We start from the raw sequence: 19,554 nt of genomic DNA, 5'->3' as shown, positions 1-19,554 counted from the left end.
CGTCGTCCCGCGACGGGACGGCGGCTCGGCCGTGGGCGTGTTCGCGAACACGCCAAACGGCCCGGGGTCGAGTAGTCGTCCTACTCGGTCCCGGACCGGGCGGTGTCACTGTGCACGGGCACCCCGGCTGAAGAGGGTGTTTCCTCCCGTGCCCGACGACGAGGGGTGCGGGGTCAACGATGGCGCGATCGGCCGTCGTCTTCCTCGTCCTCGTCATCGTTGTAGCGAGCCGAATACCCCGCGTAGGGGTCGTCGAACTCGTCTTCACTCGTGTCGTCGTCAACCTCGGGCTTGCCGATCGGCAAGTCGGTTGGCGACGACGCGCCCAGCTCTTCAGCCAGACGGCTCAGATCCGTACCGCCGCTGTTGTACTTCAGCTGGCGGGCGACCTTTGTCTGCTTGGCCTTGGCCCGGCCGCGCCCCATGGCTCGACCCCCTCAACGACGGGGCTCACGGCCCCGGGTCTTGACACGCGTTCATAGTCAGAGACGGTTCGATGGCACTTGAGAACCGGCCCGTAGGGGATTAACGGTACCTGCTTCCGCTGCCGGACGGTACGTCGCATGGGTGACAGCGGGGCTCGGACCCCGACCGGGCTGTGCCGTTGCAGCTGGTCAGGGGCCTGATCTGGGGTCCTTTGCCGGGTCTGACGATACCCTGTCGGTCAGCTTTGGAGGTAGATGTCACGCAGCCGGCCCACATCCGCCATCCGCCGCTCGGCCAATCGGTCGGCCGCGACGGCCGGTGGCACGCCCTCCTCGTCGGCCGACGCGAAGATCCGCGCGGTGGTGGCGCGGATGCCGGAGGCCTTGCGCTTGGCCCGCTCGAAGTCGAATCCGTGCCGCTCGTCGGCCACCTGGATCACCCCGCCGGAGTTGACCAGGTAGTCCGGCGCGTAGAGCACGCCGCGCTCGGCCAGCGCCTTCTCGATCCCCGGATGGGCCAGCTGATTGTTGGCCGCGCCGCAGACCACGGCCGCGGTCAGCACCGGCACGGTTTCGTCGTTCAGCGCGCCGCCGAGCGCGCAGGGGGCGTAGACGTCCAGGTCCGGTATGCGGATCAGGGTGTCGGTGTCGGCCACGAAGTCCACCTCGGGGTGCTCGTGCCGCACCCGGGCCACCGCCCGCTCGTCGACGTCGGTGATCACCACCGAGGCGCCGTCGGCGACCAGGTGCCCGACCAGATGCCGGCCCACCTTCCCGACGCCCGCCACGCCCACTCGGCGTCCGCGCAGCGTCGGGGTGCCCCAGCGGTGTTCGGCCGAGGCGAGCATGCCCTGGAAGACCCCGTACGCGGTCAGCACGGACGAGTCGCCCGCGCCGCCGTTCTCGGGGGAGCGGCCGGTGACGAAGTCGCACTCCTTGGCGACCACGTCCATGTCGTCGACGTAGGTGCCCACGTCGCAGGCGGTGATGTAGCGACCGCCCAGGGACTGGACGAAGCGGCCGTAGGCGCGCAGCAGCACCTCGGTCTTGTCCCGGGTCGGGTCGCCGATGATCACGGCCTTGCCGCCGCCGTGGTCGAGGCCGGCGAGGGCGTTCTTGTAGGCCATGCCGCGGGAGAGGTTGAGGACGTCGGCGACGGCCTCCTCCTCGGTGTCGTAGGGGTGGAACCTGGTACCGCCGAGCGCGGGCCCCAGGGCACTGGAGTAGATCGCGATGATCGCGCGCAGTCCGCTCGCGCGGTCCTGGCAGAAGACGACCTGTTCGTGGCCGGTCGACCTGCCGAACACCAGGCCCGACGTCGTGTCGTGCGGGCCGTCCATGCTGTCGGTCACTGTGGTGACTCCATGGGTTTCGTGGTGACGTGATGACACTGCGCCGCGCGGATCTGCGCGGCGGTTCAAGCCTAGAACCCGAGCGGATCACCGGGTTGGACCTTCGCCGGCTCGGGACATCGGCGACGTGCCAAGATGCGTTCGTGCGGACTTCGGTGGTTGCCCCCTACGCGGCGTATCTGCGGGTGTACGAGCCGCTGGCGGCGTTTCCCGAGCCGGAACGCGGCCGGTGGGCCGCGTATGCCGCCACGCGGCCGTCAGGCACCTCCGCGGCGGCCGAGCCGCCCTCGCCCGCCGGACTCACCGCGCAGGAGCACCGGAGCGGCCTGGAGAACCTTCTGGCCACACCGCCGGTGATCGCCCCGCCGCACGAGAGCGAGGACGCCTACGTGCAGGTCCTGGACGGCGTCACGGTGGTCTGCCCCCGGCAGACCCGGCTGCGCTGCTGGACCGCGCTGGCCGAACTGCGCCGGGAGTATCCGGCGACCGTCCTGGACGTGTTCTGGCCCCGGCTGGTGATCGACCAGGCGCACCTGGAGCACGAGCGGTGGAAGTCGGCGCACCCCGACGTGCATCCGCACATCCACAGCAGCACGTGGCACGTCCCGGTGCGCTGGTTCGTGCTGTTCGCGCCGGAGGAGCGGGTCGTGGTGCCCGCGGCCGAGGGCGGCTCGGGGCCCGGGGAGTTGTATTACCGGACCCCCATGGTGCAGGCCAGGCGACGGATCGCCCGGGCGCTGAAGGTGCTGCGCGAGACGGTCGAGGACGGCGCGCTGATCACCGGTCTGGAGAACGTCGGCCGGTGGCTGGAGGAGTTCCATCCGCGCGCGATGGTCGAGCTCGACTACGGCGGCCTGGTGCGGCTGGTCGCCCCCGATCCGACCGCCGACACCTCCGTCGCGGACGTCGCGGAGGGCATCGCCGCACTGGGGTCCGGTGACGGAGCGCGAGCATCGGCGGCCTACCGCAGGATTACGGAGCGTTGGCAATCGGTACGCGCTCTGGAGCACGCGAGCTGAGCAAGCGTCCGCATTTCATGAAGTTTCGGCGTGACCGTCGTCACTCTTTCGTGTTCAGTCACCCTGTGATCTGAAAGCCTCTCAACCTGCTGGTTCGAGTTGTGGGACTCCCAGCTCTCCAGGTTGTCGGAGATCGACTCACAACAAGGTGCATACGCCAGCGAATGGTTCGTATATGATGAAAAGGACAAACCAGATGTAGTCGGTCTGGTCGGGTCGGGTCATCGGGGATACTTCGTTGCTGGTGGGGCGGGGTGGACGCGAGGGGACGGCCGGGCCCGTGTGACTCATCGTCACAGTCATGTGACTGTCCGCTATGCCTGGTCCTTCGGGATCGCGTGGCTTGAACCCTGGGATGCCAATTCCGGCGGTTTGACCAACCGGGTGCGACGGATGGTGTACTTGTACTGTGAAGGACAAGCCGTTCGTCCTATAACCGACTTGGCCCTCGTGAACTATTTAGGACATCGTGGGTCAAGGTGCAGAATTTGAAGAAAGAACCGTGTTGGTTCGGTTCTCCCGAGGAGGCCGCTCATGACCGCTCGTACGCCTGATGCCGAGCCGCTGCTGACGCCGGCCGAGGTTGCCAGCATGTTCCGCGTCGACCCCAAGACGGTGACGCGCTGGGCCAAGGCCGGCAAGCTCACGTCGATCCGCACGCTCGGCGGACACCGTCGCTACCGCGAGGTGGAGGTCCGCGCCCTGCTCGCGGGCATTCCGCAGCAGCGCAGCGAAGCCTGAGGGCTGCGTCGAAAAGCTTTTCCCCTGAGTGCTGCACCGGATCCCGCCGGGTCCGGTGCAGCACTCTTTTGTGTGCCCGTACCCGCGCCTGAAGGTCCGTCGGGAGCCTGCCCTCCGCCGTGTGCGCTCGGGCCGGTCGCGGTCGCGGTGCGACCGTGTCGCGAGGTCGGCCGGGCGCTTCCGCCGAGGTCGGGCCCGGGGCGGTCGGGGTGCCGACGGTGCCCCGAGGCGGCGCTTTCGCGGGGGAATCACGACGATGTCCAGTAAAATATCACATAGAATGCACGGATGATTTCCGGCCGTCGATGAAAACGATCGGCGGTCGAAACAGTGACCTTGGTCACACCGGCCCTCGCGGAGGCTGTCTCGGCGACTCGCGCCAATGGTTCGAACCTCTGCCGGCCGGGACCACTTCGGCACGGTGGTGAGGTGCCCGCCGGGCCGGCGCGAGCGGGCGTCTCGGCTCGGGGTCCAGGGGCGGGGGTCGAGGCCGTCCGGGCCGGGCTCGATGCCGTGGTGAGAGGTGTGGCGTCCGCTGGTCGGGCCGGTCTTCGCGGGGTCGGGGGAGCCGGTCCGGATCGGGCTTCGCGGGCGGGGCGCACGAGGCGATCGGGACGGATTCGACGGGCCGGGGCGGAAATCGGCAAGCGAACACGCTGAGTGATCATCTGCGGTTTCGGGCGAAGATCCGGATCGTGCCGCGACGCCGGCCTTCGTGACTGTGTGCGAGCACTCTCGGCCGGCCGGGTCCGACGCGCGCGCCGGGGGCGATGCGGCCGGGATCGGCCCGATCATCACTGTGGCGTAGGTGGGCGATGCTCCGCGTGCGGGCCTGTGTACCCGGTGTTACCACTTGAGGGAGGGCGCGTGACCACTGTGACGCGCGAAAACCTCAGTGACCTCAGTGAAGAGGGACGCCATGACACAGAATCAGAATCTTGCGCTGTCGGTCGACTTCAGCAAGGGGTTCACGGACGCGTGGTCCTCCTTCGCGACGTTCGTACCGAAGCTGATCGCGTTCCTCGTGATCCTGGTGATCGGCTGGATCGTCGCGAAGGTGATCGCGCGAGTCCTCGACCGGGTGCTGCGCAAGGTCGGCTTCGAGAAGGTGGCCGAACGCGGCGGGGTGGCCAAGACCCTGGAGGGGTCCAAATACGACGCCACCGGAATCATCGCCAAGGTCGTCTACTACGCGATCCTGCTGATGACGCTGCAATTGGGCTTCGGGGTGTTCGGACCGAACCCGATCAGCGACATGCTCCGGACCATCGTGTTGTGGATCCCGCGCGGCATCGTGGCGCTGGTGATCGTGGTCATCACGATGGCGATTGCCGGCGCGGTGCGCGACATCGTGCGCTCGGCCCTCGGCGGGGTCTCCTACGGCAGGACGATGGGCACCATCGCCTGGGCGTTCATCGTGACGCTCGGCGTGATCGCCGCGCTCGGCCAGGCCGGCATCGCCGGGGCGATCACCGGGCCGGTGCTCACCGCGGTGCTCGCCACCATCGCGGGCATCCTGATCGTGGGTGTCGGCGGCGGCCTGGTCCAGCCCATGCGGCAGCGGTGGGACCGCTGGCTGGATGTGGCCGAGCGCGAGACGGTCAACGCGCGGGCCAGCGTCAACGCGTACCAGCGGGGCCGGGGCGATGCGATCGCCGGGCAGCCCGCGCAGACGCGCGAGGAACGCCGGTGACGCTCAGCCCAGCAGGTCGTGTTCGCGGACCAGCCAGCACACGGCGGTCAGGCGCAACGCGGCGAAGTCGTAGCCGACCGGCTCGCGCCAGTCGGTTTCGGCCAGTACGTCGGTGAACCCCAGCACATAGTCGGCGAGGTCCTCGCGGCGCAGCTGACGCGGGATCAACCCCGCGCCGTCGGCGGCCAGCGAGGTGCGCACCGCCGCGGCGTGCTGGTCCACGGCGGCGACCAGCCCCGGCTCGAAGGCGAACTCCGCGAGCCGGGGCAGGTACGCGTCCACGACCCCCGCGAGGGGGCAACGGGGCGGCTCGGCGTCGAAGAGTTGGCTCATGGCTCCACTTTAAACATATTTTTCGGCATCAATCCGCAGCTTTTTGTGGCGAAGCAGACATCAGGGATCCGGCGTCGGGATCCCGGTCAGACTCCGCCGGCGCCGAGCAGGCTGCCCACGGCGTAGGTGACCGCCATCGCCAGGGCCCCGCCGGCGGTGGTGCGGACGATCCCGCGGGCCGGTGGGGCGCCGCCGAGGCGGGCGCCGCTCCAGCCGCACAGGACCAGCGCGGCGAGCACCGCGGCCACCGTGATCGGCAGCCGGAGCGAGGCGGGCGGCAACACCATCGCGAGCAGCGGCAACAACGCGCCGACGGTGAAGGCCAGGAAGCTGGCGCCGGCCGCGTGCCACGGGTTGGTCAGCTCGTCCGGATCGATCTTCAGCTCGACCTGGGCGTGCGCGGCGAGCGCGTCGTGCTCGGTGAGCTGTTCGGCCACCTCGCGCGCCAGCGCTCGGGTGAGCCCCTGCTGCTCGTAGAGCCCGGTCAACTCGTCGAGCTCGGCCTCGGGTTCGTCGCTCAGCTCGCGGCGCTCCTGGACCAGCGCGGCCCGCTCCGCGTCGCGCTGGGTGCTCACCGAGACGTATTCGCCCGCGGCCATCGACAACGACCCGGCGAGCAGCCCGGCCAGCCCCGCGGTGAGCAACTGCGCCCGTTCGTCGGTGGCTCCGGCCACCCCGACCACGAGACCGGCGGTGGAGACGATCCCGTCGTTGGCCCCGAGCACCGCCGCCCGCAACCAGTTCAGCCGGGTACCCATGCCCTCGTCGTGTGGAGCGTGCGTGGGCAACGCCCGCCCGAACCCGTCAGCGGCACTCATGTCCGAAGTATCACGATCCGCCCGCCCCCGAAGCGCCCGGACACGACCGGAATCCGCACCCCGAACCCGGGCGGCCCAACCACCGGCGCCGAACGCGACCCGGGAGCGCACCATCCGGCAACGCAAAAAACGCCCCTGGCGAACTGGTCGCTTGGGGCGTTGTGGCTGTATGAGCCTGGTGGCCAGGGGCGGGGTCGAACCGCCGACCTTCCGATTTTCAGTCGGACGCTCGTACCAACTGAGCTACCTGGCCTCGATGGATCAGGGCGCCTTTCGGCGCCCCGATCTTCCATCTTGCGGTCCTGACGGGATTTGAACCCGCGGCCTTCACCTTGACAGGGTGACGAGCACTCCAAACTGCTCCACAGGACCTCTGCGATCTCTTCCCGGTTTCCCGGGTTTCCCTCGCGGTGTTTCGTGTTGAACCTTACCGCACTGGCTGTCCGGCTTGTTGCGGCCCCCCGAGGGGGTTGGTGCGTGCCCCCAACGGGATTCGAACCCGTGCTACCGCCTTGAAAGGGCGACGTCCTAGGCCACTAGACGATGGGGGCTTGTTGGCCGTGTCCGGCGTCTTGTTGCCGTCGGGGACGTCCCGAACTATACGGGGTTTTCGCCGGCGCTTGCAAAGCGGATAACCGAGGCCCCGCGGGGCGGGGGTGGAGGCCGCAGAATGAGGGGGTGTTGGAGATGTCGCGCGAGGAGTTCGAGGAACTGGTGGCCGAGGCCCTGGACCGGATCCCGCCCGAGTTGACCAAGCTCATGGACAACGTGGCGATCTTCGTCGAGGACGAGCCCGACCCCGCCGGGGAGCACGGGACCAACCTGCTCGGTCTGTACGAGGGCATCCCGCTGACCGAGCGCGGGGACTGGTACGCCGGGGTGCTGCCGGACCGGATCACCGTCTACCGCAACCCGATCCTGCGGATCTGCGAGACGTACGAACACGTCGTCGAGGAAGTCGAGGTGACCGTCGTGCACGAGGTGGCGCATCACTTCGGGATCGGGGACGCGTGGTTGCACGAGCACGGGTACGGCTGAGGCGGGTCAGTGGGCCAGGGCGTAGCCGAGGGCTGCGGCGGTCAGGCCGAGGGTGACGCTCAGGAGTACGTACAGGGCGGCGAGCAGGCGTTGGCCCAGAGTGTGCAGTTCCACCGTCGCGTAGGCGAACGTGCTGAACGTGGTGAGCGTGCCGCAGAAGCCGGTGCCGACGAGGGTGACCACCCGCTCCCCGGGGGCGAGGCCGGTGACGATGCCCAGGATCAGCGAGCCGACCACGTTCACCGTGAGCACCCCCCACGGGAAGGCCGACTTCCACCGCGTGGAGACGTATCGGTCGGTCAGGTAGCGGGCGGGGGCGCCGATCAGGGCGCCGAGGACCACCATCAGCGGGATCATCCGGCCGCCCCCCGCGAGCGGTGCACGGCGGCCAGGCCGAGGTGGACCGCGATCGCGCCGAGCAGCACGCTGCCGGCCGCGTAGAGCCAGGCGTCGAGCCACGCGTGGCCCGCGAGCAGGGCGCGCGTCTCGACCGCGAACGTGGAGAACGTGGTGAAGCCGCCCAGTACGCCGGTGCCCAGGAACGGGCGCAGCAGCGGGTCGGGTGGGGTCACGCCCATCAGGACGCCCATCAGCAGGCAGCCGAGCACGTTGGTGATCAGCGTCGCCCAGGGGAACGCGGTCCCCGAGTGCGGCATCGCCTGCGCGATGCCCCAGCGGCCCAACGCGCCGATGGCGCCGCCGAGCGAGATCACGGCGAGGAGTCGGAACGAGGGCACCCGGCCACGCTAGCGCGCGCTGGATCCCCCGGCCGCGGTTGCCGTCGGCGGATCGCGCACGCTCCCGGTGTGCCATCACGCGCCGCCGCCGAATGGGTGACGGGCGGTGTCCCGGAATTGGAGCGGGAGTTGGTCCCTGGCCATGCTGACCCGGTGACCACGCAGGGGGACATCGGGCCGATGACGGACTTCGCCGACGACGAGCCCGAGTTTCCCGGAACCGGATCGTTGACCCGGGTGGGCGAGCCCGATCGACGGTCGGCCGATGCCGCGCGCGACTCCGGGACGCCCGGGGCCGAGCCGGAGCACGCGGGCCGGCCGGCCGTGCCGCGCGCTCGCGGCGCCCGGCGTCCGGTACCGAGCGCACACCCGTACGAACCGGTCGCCGGCGAGGCGTGGGGGAGTCCGGAGCCGCCGCGCGACCGGCCCGGCCCGGCCCCCGGCGACGCCGAGGAGTTCGGGTCGGACCCGACCGCGGAACCGGGGGCGCGGGACGCGGGGACCGTCGGGCATGCGGTCCCCCGGGTCCCGCACCCGGACCGAATCGGCGACCCGGCGGGGGACTTCGCCCTCTTCCGCACCGACGGCAACCTCACGGCCGAGGTGGCGGAGGTGGCGGAGGTCTCCCACGGCGAGCCGATGTCGATGCTCGCCGAGTGGTTCGGCGAACCCGATGTGATCCCGAGCGCGCCCCGCGTCGAGCACGAGGCCGTGGCGACGCGGCGGCGGACCGCGCGGCGGCACCGGTCCGCGCACCGGGGTCGACGGGTTGCCGAGACCGCCCGCACCGAGGTCGCGCGCGGGCTGCCCGAGGAACGATCGACCGGCGCCGGTTGGGAGTTCGCGACCTTCTTCGTGGTGCCCGCGCTGATCCTCGCGGGCCTGCTGTACTACTTCGGCTGGACCCGTGCCGTGGCCCGGTCCGACTACCTCGGGTTCGACGAGAGCGTGCTGGGCACGCCGGCCCGGGAGTATCCGGCGGACGGTCTGCGCGCCCTGTACCGGCCGCTGCTCGTGCTCACCGGCGGGATGCTCGCCGCGCGGATGGCGCACCCCCGGCTGCTGGTGTGGCTGCGCCGGCACCGGCGGATCGCCGGGTGGTGCATTCGTTTGCTGCGCTGCGCGTGGTTCGTGGTGCCGGGTGCGGTTCTGCTCGCCGCACACCGGTGGCCGGTGCGGGATCCGCGCTGGGCGCCGCTGCTGCTGCCCGGGGCGCTCGCGGTCGGGCTGTCGATCTGCGCGTACGGGGTGCTGCTCTCGCGTCGGATCGGCGCGCACCGGCGCGGTTCCGCCACGCGCGGGCGGCCGTGGTCGCTGCCGTCGCTGCTCACCGTCGCGGTCGTGGTGCTGTGTCTGTTCTGGGTGTCGGGGTCGTACGCGAAGGTGTCGGGGCGGGACGACGGTCGGGCCTTCGCGCACCAACTGCCGCGGCGGACCGGGGTGGTGCTCTACTCGGTGCAGGATCTGCGGATGCGGTCCGGGGACGGGATCGCGGTCGAGGAAGAAACCGGCGCTTCCTATCGTTACCGCTACACCGGACTGCGCTTGTTGCGGCATGCCCCGGGGACGCTGTTCCTGCTCCCCGAGCACTGGTCGTGGCAGCGCCCGAGGCTGCTCGTGGTGCACGAGGACGCACGTCTGAGGGTGGAGTACGAACGCACCCGATAGGCGTAAACGCGCAGTGATCGGGTACGCTGGTGAATCGCTTTGCCCATATCCAGGCGCCGCCATGAGTCGCGGCGCCTCGTAGGCTCGTTCTGGTGCTCCGCAGAAGTGTCGCTTTCTCGTGCGACCACATTTCGGCTGCGGACCTTCGAGACGGGCCGCATCCGGAAGGTTTTGCATGCCCCCCTATGCCAATGACACTGCCACGCCCATGCCCGGTACCGAAGGTGCCGAGGTGCAGGAGGGTGTGGCGGATGCGCAGGCAGCCGAGGTGACCGAGGTCGCTTCGGAGATCACCGAGATCGCCATCGAGATTGCCGACGAGGTCGTCGCGAACGACGACGACACCGTGTCCGCGGCGGACGCCGACGAGGACACCGACGCCGACGCCGAGGCGGGCGTCGAGGACGACGAAGAGGCCGACGAGCGGGCCGAGACCGAGGCCGACGTCGAGGTTCAGGCCGATGAGAAGCCCGAGCCGACCGGCCCCAGCTTCGCCGAGTTCGGTCTGCACAAGGACGTCGTGGAGGCGCTCGCGCGCCGCGGCGTGACCCACCCGTTCCCGATCCAGGCCGCGACGCTGCCGGACGCGATGGCCGGCAAGGACATCCTCGGCCGCGGTCGTACCGGCTCCGGCAAGACGCTGGGCTTCGGCCTGCCGATGCTCACCCGGCTCTCCGGTCGCAAGGCCCGCGCCCGGCGCCCCCTCGCGCTGATCCTCACCCCGACGCGTGAACTCGCGATGCAGGTGCACGACGCGCTGGAGCCGTACGGTCGCATCCTCGACCTGCGGATGAAGACCGTCACCGGCGGCATGTCGATGCCGAAGCAGATCTTCGCGCTCGAGCGCGGCGTCGAGATCCTGGTGGCCACCCCCGGTCGCCTCCAGGACCTGGTCGACCGCGGTTCGGCCGTGCTGGACAACGTCGAGATCACCATCCTCGACGAGGCCGACCAGATGGCGGACATGGGCTTCCTGCCCGAGGTCACCGCGCTGCTCGACCTGATCCCGGCCGGCGGTCAGCGGATGTTGTTCTCCGCCACGCTGGACAAGGGCGTGGACGCGATCGTCCGCAAGTACCTGGACAACCCGGTCACCCACTCGGTGGACCCGCACGCGTCCTCGGTCACCACCATGTCGCACCACGTGCTCGTGGTGCAGCCGAAGGACAAGACGTACGTCACGGCGGCCATCGCGGCCCGTCGCGGGCGCACGATGATCTTCGTGCGGACCAAGTTCGGCGCCGACCGCGTCGCACAGCAGCTGCGCGAGGCCGGTGTCCGCGCCGAGGCGCTGCACGGCGGTATGACCCAGGGAGCGCGTACCCGCACCCTGGCCGAGTACAAGGAGGGCCGCACGCCGGTCCTGGTCGCCACCGACGTCGCCGCCCGCGGCATCCACGTCGACGGCATCGACCTGGTCCTGCACGTGGACCCGGCCGCCGACTCGAAGGACTACCTGCACCGCGCGGGTCGTACCGCGCGCGCCGGCGAGGCCGGTGCGGTGGTCACCCTCGCCCTGCCGCACCAGCGCCGTACGGTGGACCGCCTGATGGAGGACGCCGGCGTCGAGCCGACCCGCCTTCGGGTGCAGGGCTCCAACGACCCGGAGATGCGCAAGCTGACCGGCGCGCGCACGCTGTCCGAGGTCAAGGCGCAGTCCGTGGCGGACGCCGCGGTCGAGGCCGAGGCCGAGGCGGAGCGGCTCGCGGTTCGCATCGTCGAGCTCAAGGCCGAGGCCGCCGAGCTGCGCCGCAAGGCGGCCGAGCTGGCCGAGGCGGCCAAGAACGGCGACGTCCCGATGCGCACCGAGCGCTACGAGCGCCCGGACCGCGACCGCGGTGACCGCGGGGATCGTGGTGACCGCGGGGACCGGCGCGAGGGTGGCTACCGCGGGGACCGCGGCGACCGTCCGTCGTACGGCGACCGCGGCGGCGACCGTCGTGGTGGTGCGCCGCGTGGCGACCGTCCGTCCTATGGCGACCGGGGTCCGCGTACCGGCGACCGTCCGTCCTACGGCGGCGACCGGCGCGAGGGCGGCTACCGCGGCGACCGTCCGCAGGGTGACCGTCCGCAGGGCGACCGCGGCCCCCGTGGCGACCGGCCCGCGTACAACGACCGTCCGTCGTACGGCGGCGACCGTTCCGCGCGTGGTGGCGAGCGTCCGTCCTACGGCGACCGCGCCCCGCGTGGCGACCGTCCTTCGTACGGGGACCGGGCTCCGCGTACCGGTGACCGTCCGTCCTACGGCGGCGGCGACCGGCGCGAGGGTGGCTACCGCGGCGACCGCCCGTCGTACGGCGACCGTGCGCCGCGCACCGACCGGCCCGCGTACGGCAGCGACCGCGCCCCGCGTGGCGACCGGCCGACCTACGGCAACGACCGGCCGTCCTACGGCGACCGTCCGTCGTACGGCTCGGGCTCGGGCGAGCGTTCGCACGACCGCGCGCCGCGTCGGGACGGGCACTACGACCGTCCGGCCGGCGGTACGGGCGACCGCAAGCCGCGTTGGAAGCGTGACGCGTAAGCGCTGTGTAATCGCACGGTAATCGTGCTGTAGTCAAACCACCGAGCGGGGCGGGATCGATCGCGTATCGATCCCGCCCCGCTCAGTAATGTGGCGGCATGAAGCGGACCTCGTTCGGAACCTGGCCGTGCTCCATCGCCCGCGTCCTCGAGTTGTTCGGCGACGGATGGACGCCGCTCGTGTTGCGCGAAGCCTCCTACGGGGTCCGGCGGTTCGAGGATCTTCAGGAGAATCTGGGCATCGGCCGCAACGTGCTCGCCCAGCGGCTGAATCTGCTCGTCGAGGAGGGTCTGCTCGATCGGGTGCCCTACGAGGAACGGCGACCCCGGCACGAGTACGTGCTGACCGCCAAGGGGCGCGACTTCTTTCCCGTGCTCGTGGCGATCGGCCGGTGGGGCGACACCTGGCTGGCCGACGAGGACGGGCCGCCCGTGGTCTATCGGCACGGCGGCTCGGAGGGGCACGAGGCGCAGGCCGAGGTGGTCTGTTCGGTATGCGGCGACCCGCTCCACCTGGAGGACGTCGAGCCGTTGACCGGACCGGGCATGACGCCGCGTCAGGCGCATCGGGCGGTGGCCGAGGGGCGATGCGGGGCCCGCGCGTCGACGGTGCCGGCGCAGCGCGGGCCCTGGTAGCGGGGCCGTCCGTTCCGCGCTGTCTAGCCTCGGCTCGGCTCGCCGGCGCGGTCGCCGCGTTCCAGGCGGTCGCGGGTGCCGAGGTCGGCCCGGTCGGCGGCGGCCTTGCCGTGCCGCCAGCCGTCGGCGTCCCGGCCGCGCAGCCGGTGTGTGGTGCGGGTGGGGAACATGCGCTCCGTGCTCTCCTTGACCGCGACCTCGCGGGCGGCCAGCGCCGGGAGCAGCCGGTTGTCGGAGGCCGCGTTCGCGTCCGCGACGGCCTCCTCCTCGGCGGCGGTGAGCCGTTCGCGGATCCGGTCGGCGTAGGCGATCAGGAACGACTGGCGGAAGGTCTTGGTGCGCCGGGCCCGGCCGGAGTCGTGCAGGTGCGAGCCGGCCCGGTTCATCGCGGCGGTGGCCTGGACCAGGAGCGAGGTGTACAACAACTCGACCGCGTCCAGGTCGGAGTCGAAGCCGACGACGGTGGAAAAGCCCAGCGCGCTGGACCAGATCGCCTGGCATCCGTTGGCGTCGGCGACCGCGTCGAGCAGCAGGGCCTTGGCGCCCTCGTACGGGTTGTCCACACCGATCCGGCAGGCGCCGGGGGTGTGTGCCGCGTCCGCGCCGACGCCGAGCAGTGCCTCGTCGATCCGGTGCCGGGTCATCAACTCCTGGGCCTTGGCCGTGAGGGCCTCGGCCTCCTCCGGGTATTCGGTCGACTCGGCCTTCGCCAACAGGGCGCGTACGCGGCCGAGTTGGCGCTCCTCGCCGGTCGCCGGGCGGATCCGTTCCGGTTCCCGGAAGGTCGCGGCGGTGAGCGGTTCGATGGCGGGCAGCCGGGCGATCGAGCGGAGCAGTTCGAGCACGCGCGCGGCGGTGCCGAAGCGGTCCAGGCCCTCGCGGGCGCCCAATTCGGTGAGGTAGGCGTCGTCGGCGCTCCACCACGGGGTGCTCGCGTTCAGCTCGCGCACCTGGGCGGTCCAGCGGCGGCCGGTGCCCGCGTAGCCCCGGGCCTGAGCGGCGACCAGGTCGGCGGCGATCGGGGCGTGTCGCTCGCCCAGGTCGCGGGTGACCGCGCGGACCACGTCGGCGGGTTCCCAGCCGCGGCGGCGGCAGCCATCGGCGGTGCGCTCGTACAGCGCGAGCACCGCGCGCGAGACGTCGGGCCAGTCGGCGGCGGAGGCCGCGAGCAGCGAGGCGCCGAGGTCGATCGCGTCCGCCAGGGCGTCGTCGGACGCGCTCAGGACGGCATGGAATTGGGTTTCGACGAGCGTGGAGGACACTCGTCAAGGATTGCATTTGCGGCGCGCGGACGAGCCGGGCCCGTGTGTGGCCCCGTTCACGGCTGCGTTCACGGCTGCGGGCGGGCGCTCAGGCGCGGGCGTAGCGGCTCGGCGCGGTGCCGACGGCGGCGGTGAAATCGCGGGTCAGGTGCGCCTGGTCGGCGTAGCCCAGGTCGGCCGCGAGCGCCGCCCAGTCGATGCCGGCGCCGTGTTCGGCCCGCTCGGCGACCTCTTGGAGCCGGGCCCGGCGGAGCACCCACTTGGGGCCGACCCCGACGTATTCGGCGAACAGCCGCTGGAGCCGGCGGACCGGGACGCCGACCTCCTCGGCCAGGTCGTCGACCCGGAACAGGTTCGGGGCGGTGGTGATCCGCGCGACGATCGCGGCGGTCTCGGCCACCGCGGGATCGGGCTCGGCCGCCGGCAGCGCGCCGCGCAGCCAGGTCTCGGCGAGGGCGACCCGCTCCGGTTCGGCGGCGGCACCCAGCACCCGCTCGCCGGCGGCCACGACCGTCGGGCCGAACAGGTCGACCGCGGGCACCACCCGATCGGTCAGCGTGGCCACGGGGGCGCCCAGGACCGGCCGGAAACCGCCCGCGCGGAACTTGATCCCGAACACGTGGCCGACCCCGCTCAGCTCCCGCTCGAAGATGTCGCGCACCACGCCGTAGACGGCCGGGAACGGCTGCTCGAAGACCACGTGCACGTTGGGGTGCGAGAGCACCTTCTGCCGGACGGGCGCCCGCCCGCGCAGGTCCCAGTGCACGATCCAGTGGTGCTCGACGAACGGCGCCAGGTCGGCGGCCGGCTCGTAGAGGCTCACCCGATGGCCGGCCGCGCCGTCGGCGCGCAGCACTCCGCGAGGGCGATAGGGAAGCCTCATCCGGCCACGGTAGCCGGCGCCGGTGACATCGGCGCGGGCTGTCGCGTATGTTCAAGACCGGTCACGGGAGCGGGCCATAGCGTCATTTCCATGAATATTCACCACCTGTTCGTCGAAGCAGCCGCCGAAGCCGACCGGATCGCGCACGGTGTCGGCCCGGCGCCCGCCGCCGGACCGACGCCGTGTACCGACTACGACCTGCGCGCGCTGATCAACCACTGGGTGGTGTACACCTCGCACGGCCTGGAGCATCGGGCGCTGCGTCGGGAGTTGCCCGAGGACCTGGTCGCGCGCGACTTCGTCGCCGAGCCGGACTGGGCCGACGCGTACGCCGCGCAGCTGGGGCGGGGCGTGGCGGCCTGGGCCGATCCGGCGGTGTGGGAGGGCGAGATCGACTTCGGCGGGGGCGGCACGATGCCCGCGCCGGAGATCGCCGCGATGTTGCTCGCGGAGCTGGTCCTGCACGGCTGGGACGTGGCCCGGGCGACCGGGCAGGACTACCGGGCGTCCACCGGGCTGGGCGAGGGGATCGAGGCCGTCGTGGCGAAGTACGCGCCGATGTACCGGGAGTATGCGGGCTTCGCCGAGGAGGTGGCGGGCTTCGCGGACGCGAGCGCGTTCGAGCGGGCGCTGGCCGCCTCGGGGCGGGATCCGCGCTGGACGCCCTGACCCTGGGCCGGGCGGGCGGAGGCGGGTCGGCTCGATTCCGCCGGTGACCGGGCGGAATCGTCGCGGCGTCGGGAATCCGCGCGGGGGCGGATCGGCTGTGCCTATGGTGGCCGCCGATCCCTTCCGGAGGTATGCGTGGCAACGATGGCGACACTCGACGGCTTCGCGAGTACGGTCCGGCACAGCCCGGGAGCGGAGCGGCGGGCCGCGTTCGTGGCCGGGCGTGTCGACCGGGCCGCGGCGTGGTTGGGCGAGCGACTCGGGTTCGCGGCGCGCGTGCGGTTGTCGGTGGCGGACGCGGACGACTGGGAAGCGGTGGCGACGGTGCCGCTGTACGGGACGCCGCAGGGGAGCGGGGACCACCTGCGGGTGGCCGCCGACGACGGCTGGTTCGGGGCGCACCTGTACGCGGGGCTGCGGCCGCACCTGGGCGCCGGCACGGTGCGGCGGCTGCGCGAGGTGTACGGGGAACCGCTCGGTTTGCGGCCGTACTTCGACCTGGTGGCGGTGCACGAGTTGACCCACCTGTTCCAGGACCAGGTCTGGCCGGCGTATCCCGGCATGTGGATTGCCGAGCTGCACGCGAATCTGGCCATGGTGGGCTACGCGCACGAGGTCGAGCCGGATCTGCTGCCGATCCTGCGGGCCTTCACCTCGACCGTGGACGACCTGCCGGTCGAGGTCGCCCCGCTGCGCGAACTCGCGGACATGGAGCGTTCGTTCGAGCACGGCGCGGTCAACTTCGCATGGTTCCACTTCCGGTTGACCCGGGCGGCCGAGGAGTTGTGGGCGGCCGGCGGCGCGGAGGTGTTGCGCGGGGTGTACGAGCACATCGGCGCCGGCGGTGGGGCCGAGCATCCGGCGCTGCGCGAGGTGGTGGCGGGATGGCCGCGCCGGATGCGGGTGGGTGGTTGAGGTTCGGCCGGCTCAGCCGGTCGAGGTGGTCAGCTCCGGGATCGTGGTCAGTTCGGTGCGGGAGACGATGCCGAGCTTGGGATAGGCCTTGTACAGGTGGTGTCCGACCGTGCGCGGGCTCAGGAACAGCTGGGCGGCGATGTCGCGGTTGGACAGGCCTTGGGCGGCGAGCCGGGTGATCTGTAGTTCCTGCGGGGTGAGCAGGGCGAGTACGCCGGCGGGTCGCGGGCCGCGTGGGGTGGCGCTGCCGCCGATCGCGCCCAGTTCGGTACGGGCCCGATCGGCCCAGGAGCGGGCGTCGAGCCGGTCGAACTCGGCCAGGGCGGTGCGCAGGCGGTCGCGCGCCTCGGTTTTGCGGCGCATGCGGCGCAGCCACTCCCCGTACAGCAGCGCGGTCCGGGCCCGCTCCAGCGGCCGGCGCTCGCCCTCGTGCCGGGCCAGCGCGGCGAGCCAGGACCGCTCCGCCGCGTCGTCGCCGGCGAGCAGCGCGTGGCAGCGCAGGACCAGGGCGTCGGCCCACGGACGGCCGGCCCGGTGTGCCCAGCGCTCGAAGCGGTCCAGCGGCTCGCGGGCCCGATCGGGGTCGCCGGCGCGCACCGCGGCCTCGACGAGGTCGGGGACGGAGCGGGTCGCGCAGATGTGGTGGCGCATCGGTTCGCGGGTGAGCTGCTCCAGCCGGTTGAGCGCCGCGTCGGGGCGGCCCAGGCCCAGGTCGAGCAGGCCCAGCGCCCAGGCCGACCAGGGTGCGCCGGCCGGCATCGCGCTGCCGACGCCGCCGGTCAGCGCCGCGTCGGCGTGCCGGTGTGCCGCCTCCTCGTCGCCGGCGACGCCCGCGAGATAGGCCAGCACGCTCTCGAACTGGCTGATCCACTGCCGCTGTCCGGTGTCCTGGGCGATCCGCAGCGCCTCGGTCGCGGTGGCCAGCGCGTCGGTGTGCCGGCTCTCGAAGATCTCCGTCTCGGCCCGGAAGAACAAAATCGTGGGCAGTCGACCGATGCCGCCGTGTCGTCGGCTGTCGGCGGCGAGCACCGTCGCGAGGTCGTGTGCGTCGACGTCCTGCCCCAGGGTGAGCCCGACGCCGCAGGCGAGCAGGAGGGCGCCCTGTTCGTCGCCGCCGAAGTCGTGGGCGACCCGGACCAGGTCGCCGAGCGCCGGGGGCTCGGTGGTGTGCTCGTCGGCCGGGAAGGCGGCGGTCACGAACGCGGCGACCGGCGCCACCGGGGCCGTCGGAGGCAGCGTCAGTGCGGCCAACTCGTCGATGCTCTCCCGCAGTTGCCCCTCGCCCAGGTACCACGCGGTGTGTACGGACTGGAGCAACATCCGGGCCGCGCGCTCGGGGTCGGATCCGGCGGCGAGCGCGGCGCCCCGGCGCAGCAGCTCGTGTGCGCTGGGGAACGCCCCCTGCCAGAAGTCGGCCAGCGCGTGGACGTGCAGCAGCCGGGCCCGGACGGCGTCGTCCGCGGCGCCGGTCAGCGCCCGTTCGGCGAACGTGCGGGCCCGGTCCGACTCGCCCGCCTCGGCGGCGGCCTCGGCGGCCAGGGTCAGCCGCCGGGTGCGCGCCGCGACGTCCTCGGTCAGTCGGGCGGCCCGCTCGTAGGCGAGCGCGGCGGCGAGGTGGCCGCTGCGCTCGCGGGCCCGCTCGCCGGTGCTCTCCAGGGCGGTCGCCGCCGCCTCGTCCACGCCGGTCGCGGCGGCGGCCAGGTGCCAGGCGCGGCGGTCCGCGTGGTCGGGCGCGGCGAACGCGGCGGCCAGCGCGCGGTGCGCGGCCAGGCGCCGGTCGATCGGCGCGCGCTGCTGTACCGCGGCGCGGATCAGCGGATGCCGAAAGCGCAGCCGGTCGTCGTCGACGACGATCAGCGACGCCTCCTCGGCGCCGGCCAGATCGGCCGCGCCCGCGCCGAACGCGGCGCCCGCGCGCAGCAGTACGCCCAGGTCACCGGAGTCGTCGCAGGCGGCGAGCAGCAGCAACATCCCGGTGCGCTCGTCGAGCCGGGTGACCCGGCCGTGGAAGGCGATCTGCAGCCGGCTGGTCAGCGGCAGCGCCCCCGGCCGCAGGGTGTCCCCCGCCCGTTCGCCGGCCAGTGACACGGGCAGTTCGAGGAGTGCGAGCGGGTTGCCCCGGGCCTCGGCGAGCACGCGGTGGCGGGCGGCGGGACTCAGATCCTCCGCGTGGGTGTCCAGGAGCGCGCCCGCCTGCTCGGGCGGCAGCGGAGACAGACGCAGTTCGGGCAGGCCGGGGACGGGGAAGGCGTCGCGGTCGTCGCGCGCGGCGAGGATCAGCGCGATCCCCTCCGCGTACAGCCGCCGTGCGGCGAACACCAGCGCGTCGGCGGAGGCGCGGTCCAGCCATTGCGCGTCGTCGACGACGCACAGGAGCGGTCCGTCGCCGGCGTACTCGGAGAGCAGGGACAACACCGCGAGGCCGACGAACATCGGCTCCGAGCGCTCGCCGACGGCCAGGCCGAAGGCGGCTTCGAGGGCCTGGCGCTGCGGGTCGGGGAGCCGGTCGAGGCCGCCGAGCGCGGGGCGGAGCAGCAGGCTGAGCCCGGCGTACGGAAGTTCGGCCTCGTATTCGACGCCGGTGCCGCGGATCACCCGCAGGTCGGTGTCGGCGACCACCCGATCCAGGAGGGCGGTCTTGCCGATCCCGGGCTCGCCGCGGAGCACGAGCACGCCGCTGCGGCCCTCCTCTGCCGCGGCGAGCAGCTCCTTGATCGTGCCCAGCTCGGCGTCTCGTCCGTACAACATGCCGATGCGTCCCCCATGTCCACCCGTTCCGTGGCCGGTCCGTCCGTCCGGGTGTGTGGTCGTCGATACCGGTACGGACCTACCGACTCCTGCG

The 19,554-nt window shown here is 72.1% G+C and carries 18 protein-coding genes and 3 tRNA genes; 9 read left to right on the top strand and 12 right to left on the bottom strand.

Going from position 1 to position 19,554, the window contains the following annotated elements:
- Nucleotides 1–173: 173 nt before the first annotated feature.
- Together ACH4XV_RS42455 and ACH4XV_RS42450 are read right to left on the bottom strand one after the other, a co-directional pair.
- Nucleotides 174–425, bottom strand: coding sequence for a DUF3073 domain-containing protein (locus ACH4XV_RS42455; RefSeq protein ID WP_020555620.1), 252 nt, complete (start codon nt 423–425; stop codon nt 174–176).
- A gap of 239 nt (nt 426–664) precedes the next feature.
- Entirely contained in the window at nt 665–1,765 is a 1,101-nt protein-coding gene (locus ACH4XV_RS42450; RefSeq protein ID WP_395799019.1) for a Leu/Phe/Val dehydrogenase, read from the bottom strand.
- A 155-nt stretch (nt 1,766–1,920) separates the two neighbouring features.
- On the opposite strand from ACH4XV_RS42450, the gene ACH4XV_RS42445 reads away from it, so the two are divergent.
- From ACH4XV_RS42445 to ACH4XV_RS42435, 3 genes are all read left to right on the top strand, one after another.
- Nucleotides 1,921–2,796: a hypothetical protein gene (locus tag ACH4XV_RS42445; protein ID WP_395798923.1), complete on the top strand. Its 876-nt coding sequence runs from the start codon at nt 1,921–1,923 to the stop codon at nt 2,794–2,796.
- Between the two features lie 534 nt (nt 2,797–3,330).
- Nucleotides 3,331–3,537: a developmental transcriptional regulator BldC gene (gene bldC, locus ACH4XV_RS42440; RefSeq protein ID WP_020555617.1), complete on the top strand. Its 207-nt coding sequence runs from the start codon at nt 3,331–3,333 to the stop codon at nt 3,535–3,537.
- A gap of 919 nt (nt 3,538–4,456) precedes the next feature.
- Nucleotides 4,457–5,230, top strand: a complete 774-nt coding sequence (locus ACH4XV_RS42435; protein ID WP_395798921.1) for a hypothetical protein — start codon at nt 4,457–4,459, stop codon at nt 5,228–5,230.
- Between the two features lie 3 nt (nt 5,231–5,233).
- Here ACH4XV_RS42435 and ACH4XV_RS42430 read toward each other — a convergent pair whose 3' ends face one another.
- The 5 genes from ACH4XV_RS42430 to ACH4XV_RS42410 form a co-directional block, all read right to left on the bottom strand.
- Nucleotides 5,234–5,563, bottom strand: a complete 330-nt coding sequence (locus tag ACH4XV_RS42430) for a DUF6401 family natural product biosynthesis protein (protein WP_395798919.1) — start codon at nt 5,561–5,563, stop codon at nt 5,234–5,236.
- Between the two features lie 86 nt (nt 5,564–5,649).
- Nucleotides 5,650–6,381 carry a VIT family protein gene (locus ACH4XV_RS42425; RefSeq protein WP_395798917.1) on the bottom strand — a complete coding sequence of 244 codons (732 nt, stop codon included), beginning with the start codon at nt 6,379–6,381 and terminating at the stop codon, nt 5,650–5,652.
- Nucleotides 6,382–6,557: 176 nt separating this feature from the next.
- A tRNA-Phe gene (locus ACH4XV_RS42420) sits at nt 6,558–6,634 on the bottom strand.
- Nucleotides 6,635–6,678: 44 nt separating this feature from the next.
- Nucleotides 6,679–6,753 (bottom strand) — tRNA-Asp (locus ACH4XV_RS42415).
- 106 nt (nt 6,754–6,859) lie between these two features.
- Nucleotides 6,860–6,932: transfer RNA gene (locus ACH4XV_RS42410), tRNA-Glu, on the bottom strand.
- Between the two features lie 127 nt (nt 6,933–7,059).
- On the opposite strand from ACH4XV_RS42410, the gene ACH4XV_RS42405 reads away from it, so the two are divergent.
- Nucleotides 7,060–7,419 carry a metallopeptidase family protein gene (locus ACH4XV_RS42405; RefSeq protein ID WP_078976134.1) on the top strand — a complete coding sequence of 120 codons (360 nt, stop codon included), beginning with the start codon at nt 7,060–7,062 and terminating at the stop codon, nt 7,417–7,419.
- 6 nt (nt 7,420–7,425) lie between these two features.
- Here the strand turns inward: ACH4XV_RS42405 and crcB (ACH4XV_RS42400) are convergent, their stop codons facing one another.
- On the bottom strand, nt 7,426–7,776 hold the full coding sequence (gene crcB / locus ACH4XV_RS42400) for a fluoride efflux transporter CrcB (RefSeq protein ID WP_395798915.1): 351 nt from the start codon (nt 7,774–7,776) through the stop codon (nt 7,426–7,428).
- Nucleotides 7,773–8,156 carry a fluoride efflux transporter CrcB gene (gene crcB, locus ACH4XV_RS42395; RefSeq protein ID WP_395798913.1) on the bottom strand — a complete coding sequence of 128 codons (384 nt, stop codon included), beginning with the start codon at nt 8,154–8,156 and terminating at the stop codon, nt 7,773–7,775. The genes crcB (ACH4XV_RS42400) and crcB (ACH4XV_RS42395) overlap by 4 nt, the downstream gene beginning before the upstream one ends.
- 153 nt (nt 8,157–8,309) lie before the next feature.
- Between crcB (ACH4XV_RS42395) and ACH4XV_RS42390 the strand changes: the two genes are divergently transcribed.
- The 3 genes from ACH4XV_RS42390 (at nt 8,310) to ACH4XV_RS42380 (ending at nt 12,983) form a co-directional block, all read left to right on the top strand.
- Nucleotides 8,310–9,824: a hypothetical protein gene (locus ACH4XV_RS42390; RefSeq protein WP_395798911.1), complete on the top strand. Its 1,515-nt coding sequence runs from the start codon at nt 8,310–8,312 to the stop codon at nt 9,822–9,824.
- Between the two features lie 208 nt (nt 9,825–10,032).
- Nucleotides 10,033–12,348 carry a DEAD/DEAH box helicase gene (locus tag ACH4XV_RS42385; protein WP_395798909.1) on the top strand — a complete coding sequence of 772 codons (2,316 nt, stop codon included), beginning with the start codon at nt 10,033–10,035 and terminating at the stop codon, nt 12,346–12,348.
- 98 nt (nt 12,349–12,446) lie between these two features.
- Nucleotides 12,447–12,983 carry a helix-turn-helix domain-containing protein gene (locus ACH4XV_RS42380; protein WP_126636560.1) on the top strand — a complete coding sequence of 179 codons (537 nt, stop codon included), beginning with the start codon at nt 12,447–12,449 and terminating at the stop codon, nt 12,981–12,983.
- 23 nt (nt 12,984–13,006) lie between these two features.
- Here the strand turns inward: ACH4XV_RS42380 and ACH4XV_RS42375 are convergent, their stop codons facing one another.
- Both ACH4XV_RS42375 and ACH4XV_RS42370 read right to left on the bottom strand, forming a co-directional pair.
- Nucleotides 13,007–14,245, bottom strand: coding sequence for a DUF2786 domain-containing protein (locus ACH4XV_RS42375; RefSeq protein ID WP_395798907.1), 1,239 nt, complete (start codon nt 14,243–14,245; stop codon nt 13,007–13,009).
- Nucleotides 14,246–14,333: 88 nt separating this feature from the next.
- Complete coding sequence (locus tag ACH4XV_RS42370; RefSeq protein ID WP_395798905.1) at nt 14,334–15,128, bottom strand: DUF6597 domain-containing transcriptional factor; 795 nt, start codon at nt 15,126–15,128, stop codon at nt 14,334–14,336.
- A 90-nt stretch (nt 15,129–15,218) separates the two neighbouring features.
- Between ACH4XV_RS42370 and ACH4XV_RS42365 the strand changes: the two genes are divergently transcribed.
- Entirely contained in the window at nt 15,219–15,797 is a 579-nt protein-coding gene (locus tag ACH4XV_RS42365) for a TIGR03086 family metal-binding protein (RefSeq protein WP_395798903.1), read from the top strand.
- Between the two features lie 144 nt (nt 15,798–15,941).
- A complete protein-coding gene (locus tag ACH4XV_RS42360) occupies nt 15,942–16,712 on the top strand; it encodes a hypothetical protein (protein ID WP_395798901.1) in 771 nt (256 codons plus the stop codon).
- Nucleotides 16,713–16,724: 12 nt separating this feature from the next.
- On the opposite strand, the gene ACH4XV_RS42355 is transcribed toward ACH4XV_RS42360, so the two are convergent.
- Nucleotides 16,725–19,460, bottom strand: coding sequence for an ATP-binding protein (locus tag ACH4XV_RS42355; protein ID WP_395798899.1), 2,736 nt, complete (start codon nt 19,458–19,460; stop codon nt 16,725–16,727).
- Between the last annotated feature and the right edge of the window lie 94 nt (nt 19,461–19,554).

It is taken from the genome of Embleya sp. NPDC020630, from assembly GCF_044334985.1.
Lineage (GTDB): Bacteria > Actinomycetota > Actinomycetes > Streptomycetales > Streptomycetaceae > Embleya.
This window is presented reverse-complemented; position numbering and strand designations above follow the sequence as displayed.

Excerpts from the sequence above, each read along its gene's own strand:
- ACH4XV_RS42360 (WP_395798901.1), top strand. The coding sequence starts at position 15,942 with ATGGCGACACTCGACGGCTTCGCGAGTACGGTCCGGCACAGCCCGGGA.
- ACH4XV_RS42425 (WP_395798917.1), bottom strand. The coding sequence starts at position 6,381 with ATGAGTGCCGCTGACGGGTTCGGGCGGGCGTTGCCCACGCACGCTCCA.
- ACH4XV_RS42435 (WP_395798921.1), top strand. The coding sequence starts at position 4,457 with ATGACACAGAATCAGAATCTTGCGCTGTCGGTCGACTTCAGCAAGGGG.
- ACH4XV_RS42385 (WP_395798909.1), top strand. The coding sequence starts at position 10,033 with ATGCCCGGTACCGAAGGTGCCGAGGTGCAGGAGGGTGTGGCGGATGCG.
- crcB (WP_395798915.1), bottom strand. The coding sequence starts at position 7,776 with ATGATCCCGCTGATGGTGGTCCTCGGCGCCCTGATCGGCGCCCCCGCC.
- ACH4XV_RS42455 (WP_020555620.1), bottom strand. The coding sequence starts at position 425 with ATGGGGCGCGGCCGGGCCAAGGCCAAGCAGACAAAGGTCGCCCGCCAG.
- ACH4XV_RS42450 (WP_395799019.1), bottom strand. The coding sequence starts at position 1,765 with ATGGACGGCCCGCACGACACGACGTCGGGCCTGGTGTTCGGCAGGTCG.
- ACH4XV_RS42365 (WP_395798903.1), top strand. The coding sequence starts at position 15,219 with ATGAATATTCACCACCTGTTCGTCGAAGCAGCCGCCGAAGCCGACCGG.
- ACH4XV_RS42430 (WP_395798919.1), bottom strand. The coding sequence starts at position 5,563 with ATGAGCCAACTCTTCGACGCCGAGCCGCCCCGTTGCCCCCTCGCGGGG.
- ACH4XV_RS42380 (WP_126636560.1), top strand. The coding sequence starts at position 12,447 with ATGAAGCGGACCTCGTTCGGAACCTGGCCGTGCTCCATCGCCCGCGTC.
- ACH4XV_RS42370 (WP_395798905.1), bottom strand. The coding sequence starts at position 15,128 with ATGAGGCTTCCCTATCGCCCTCGCGGAGTGCTGCGCGCCGACGGCGCG.
- ACH4XV_RS42355 (WP_395798899.1), bottom strand. The coding sequence starts at position 19,460 with ATGTTGTACGGACGAGACGCCGAGCTGGGCACGATCAAGGAGCTGCTC.
- bldC (WP_020555617.1), top strand. The coding sequence starts at position 3,331 with ATGACCGCTCGTACGCCTGATGCCGAGCCGCTGCTGACGCCGGCCGAG.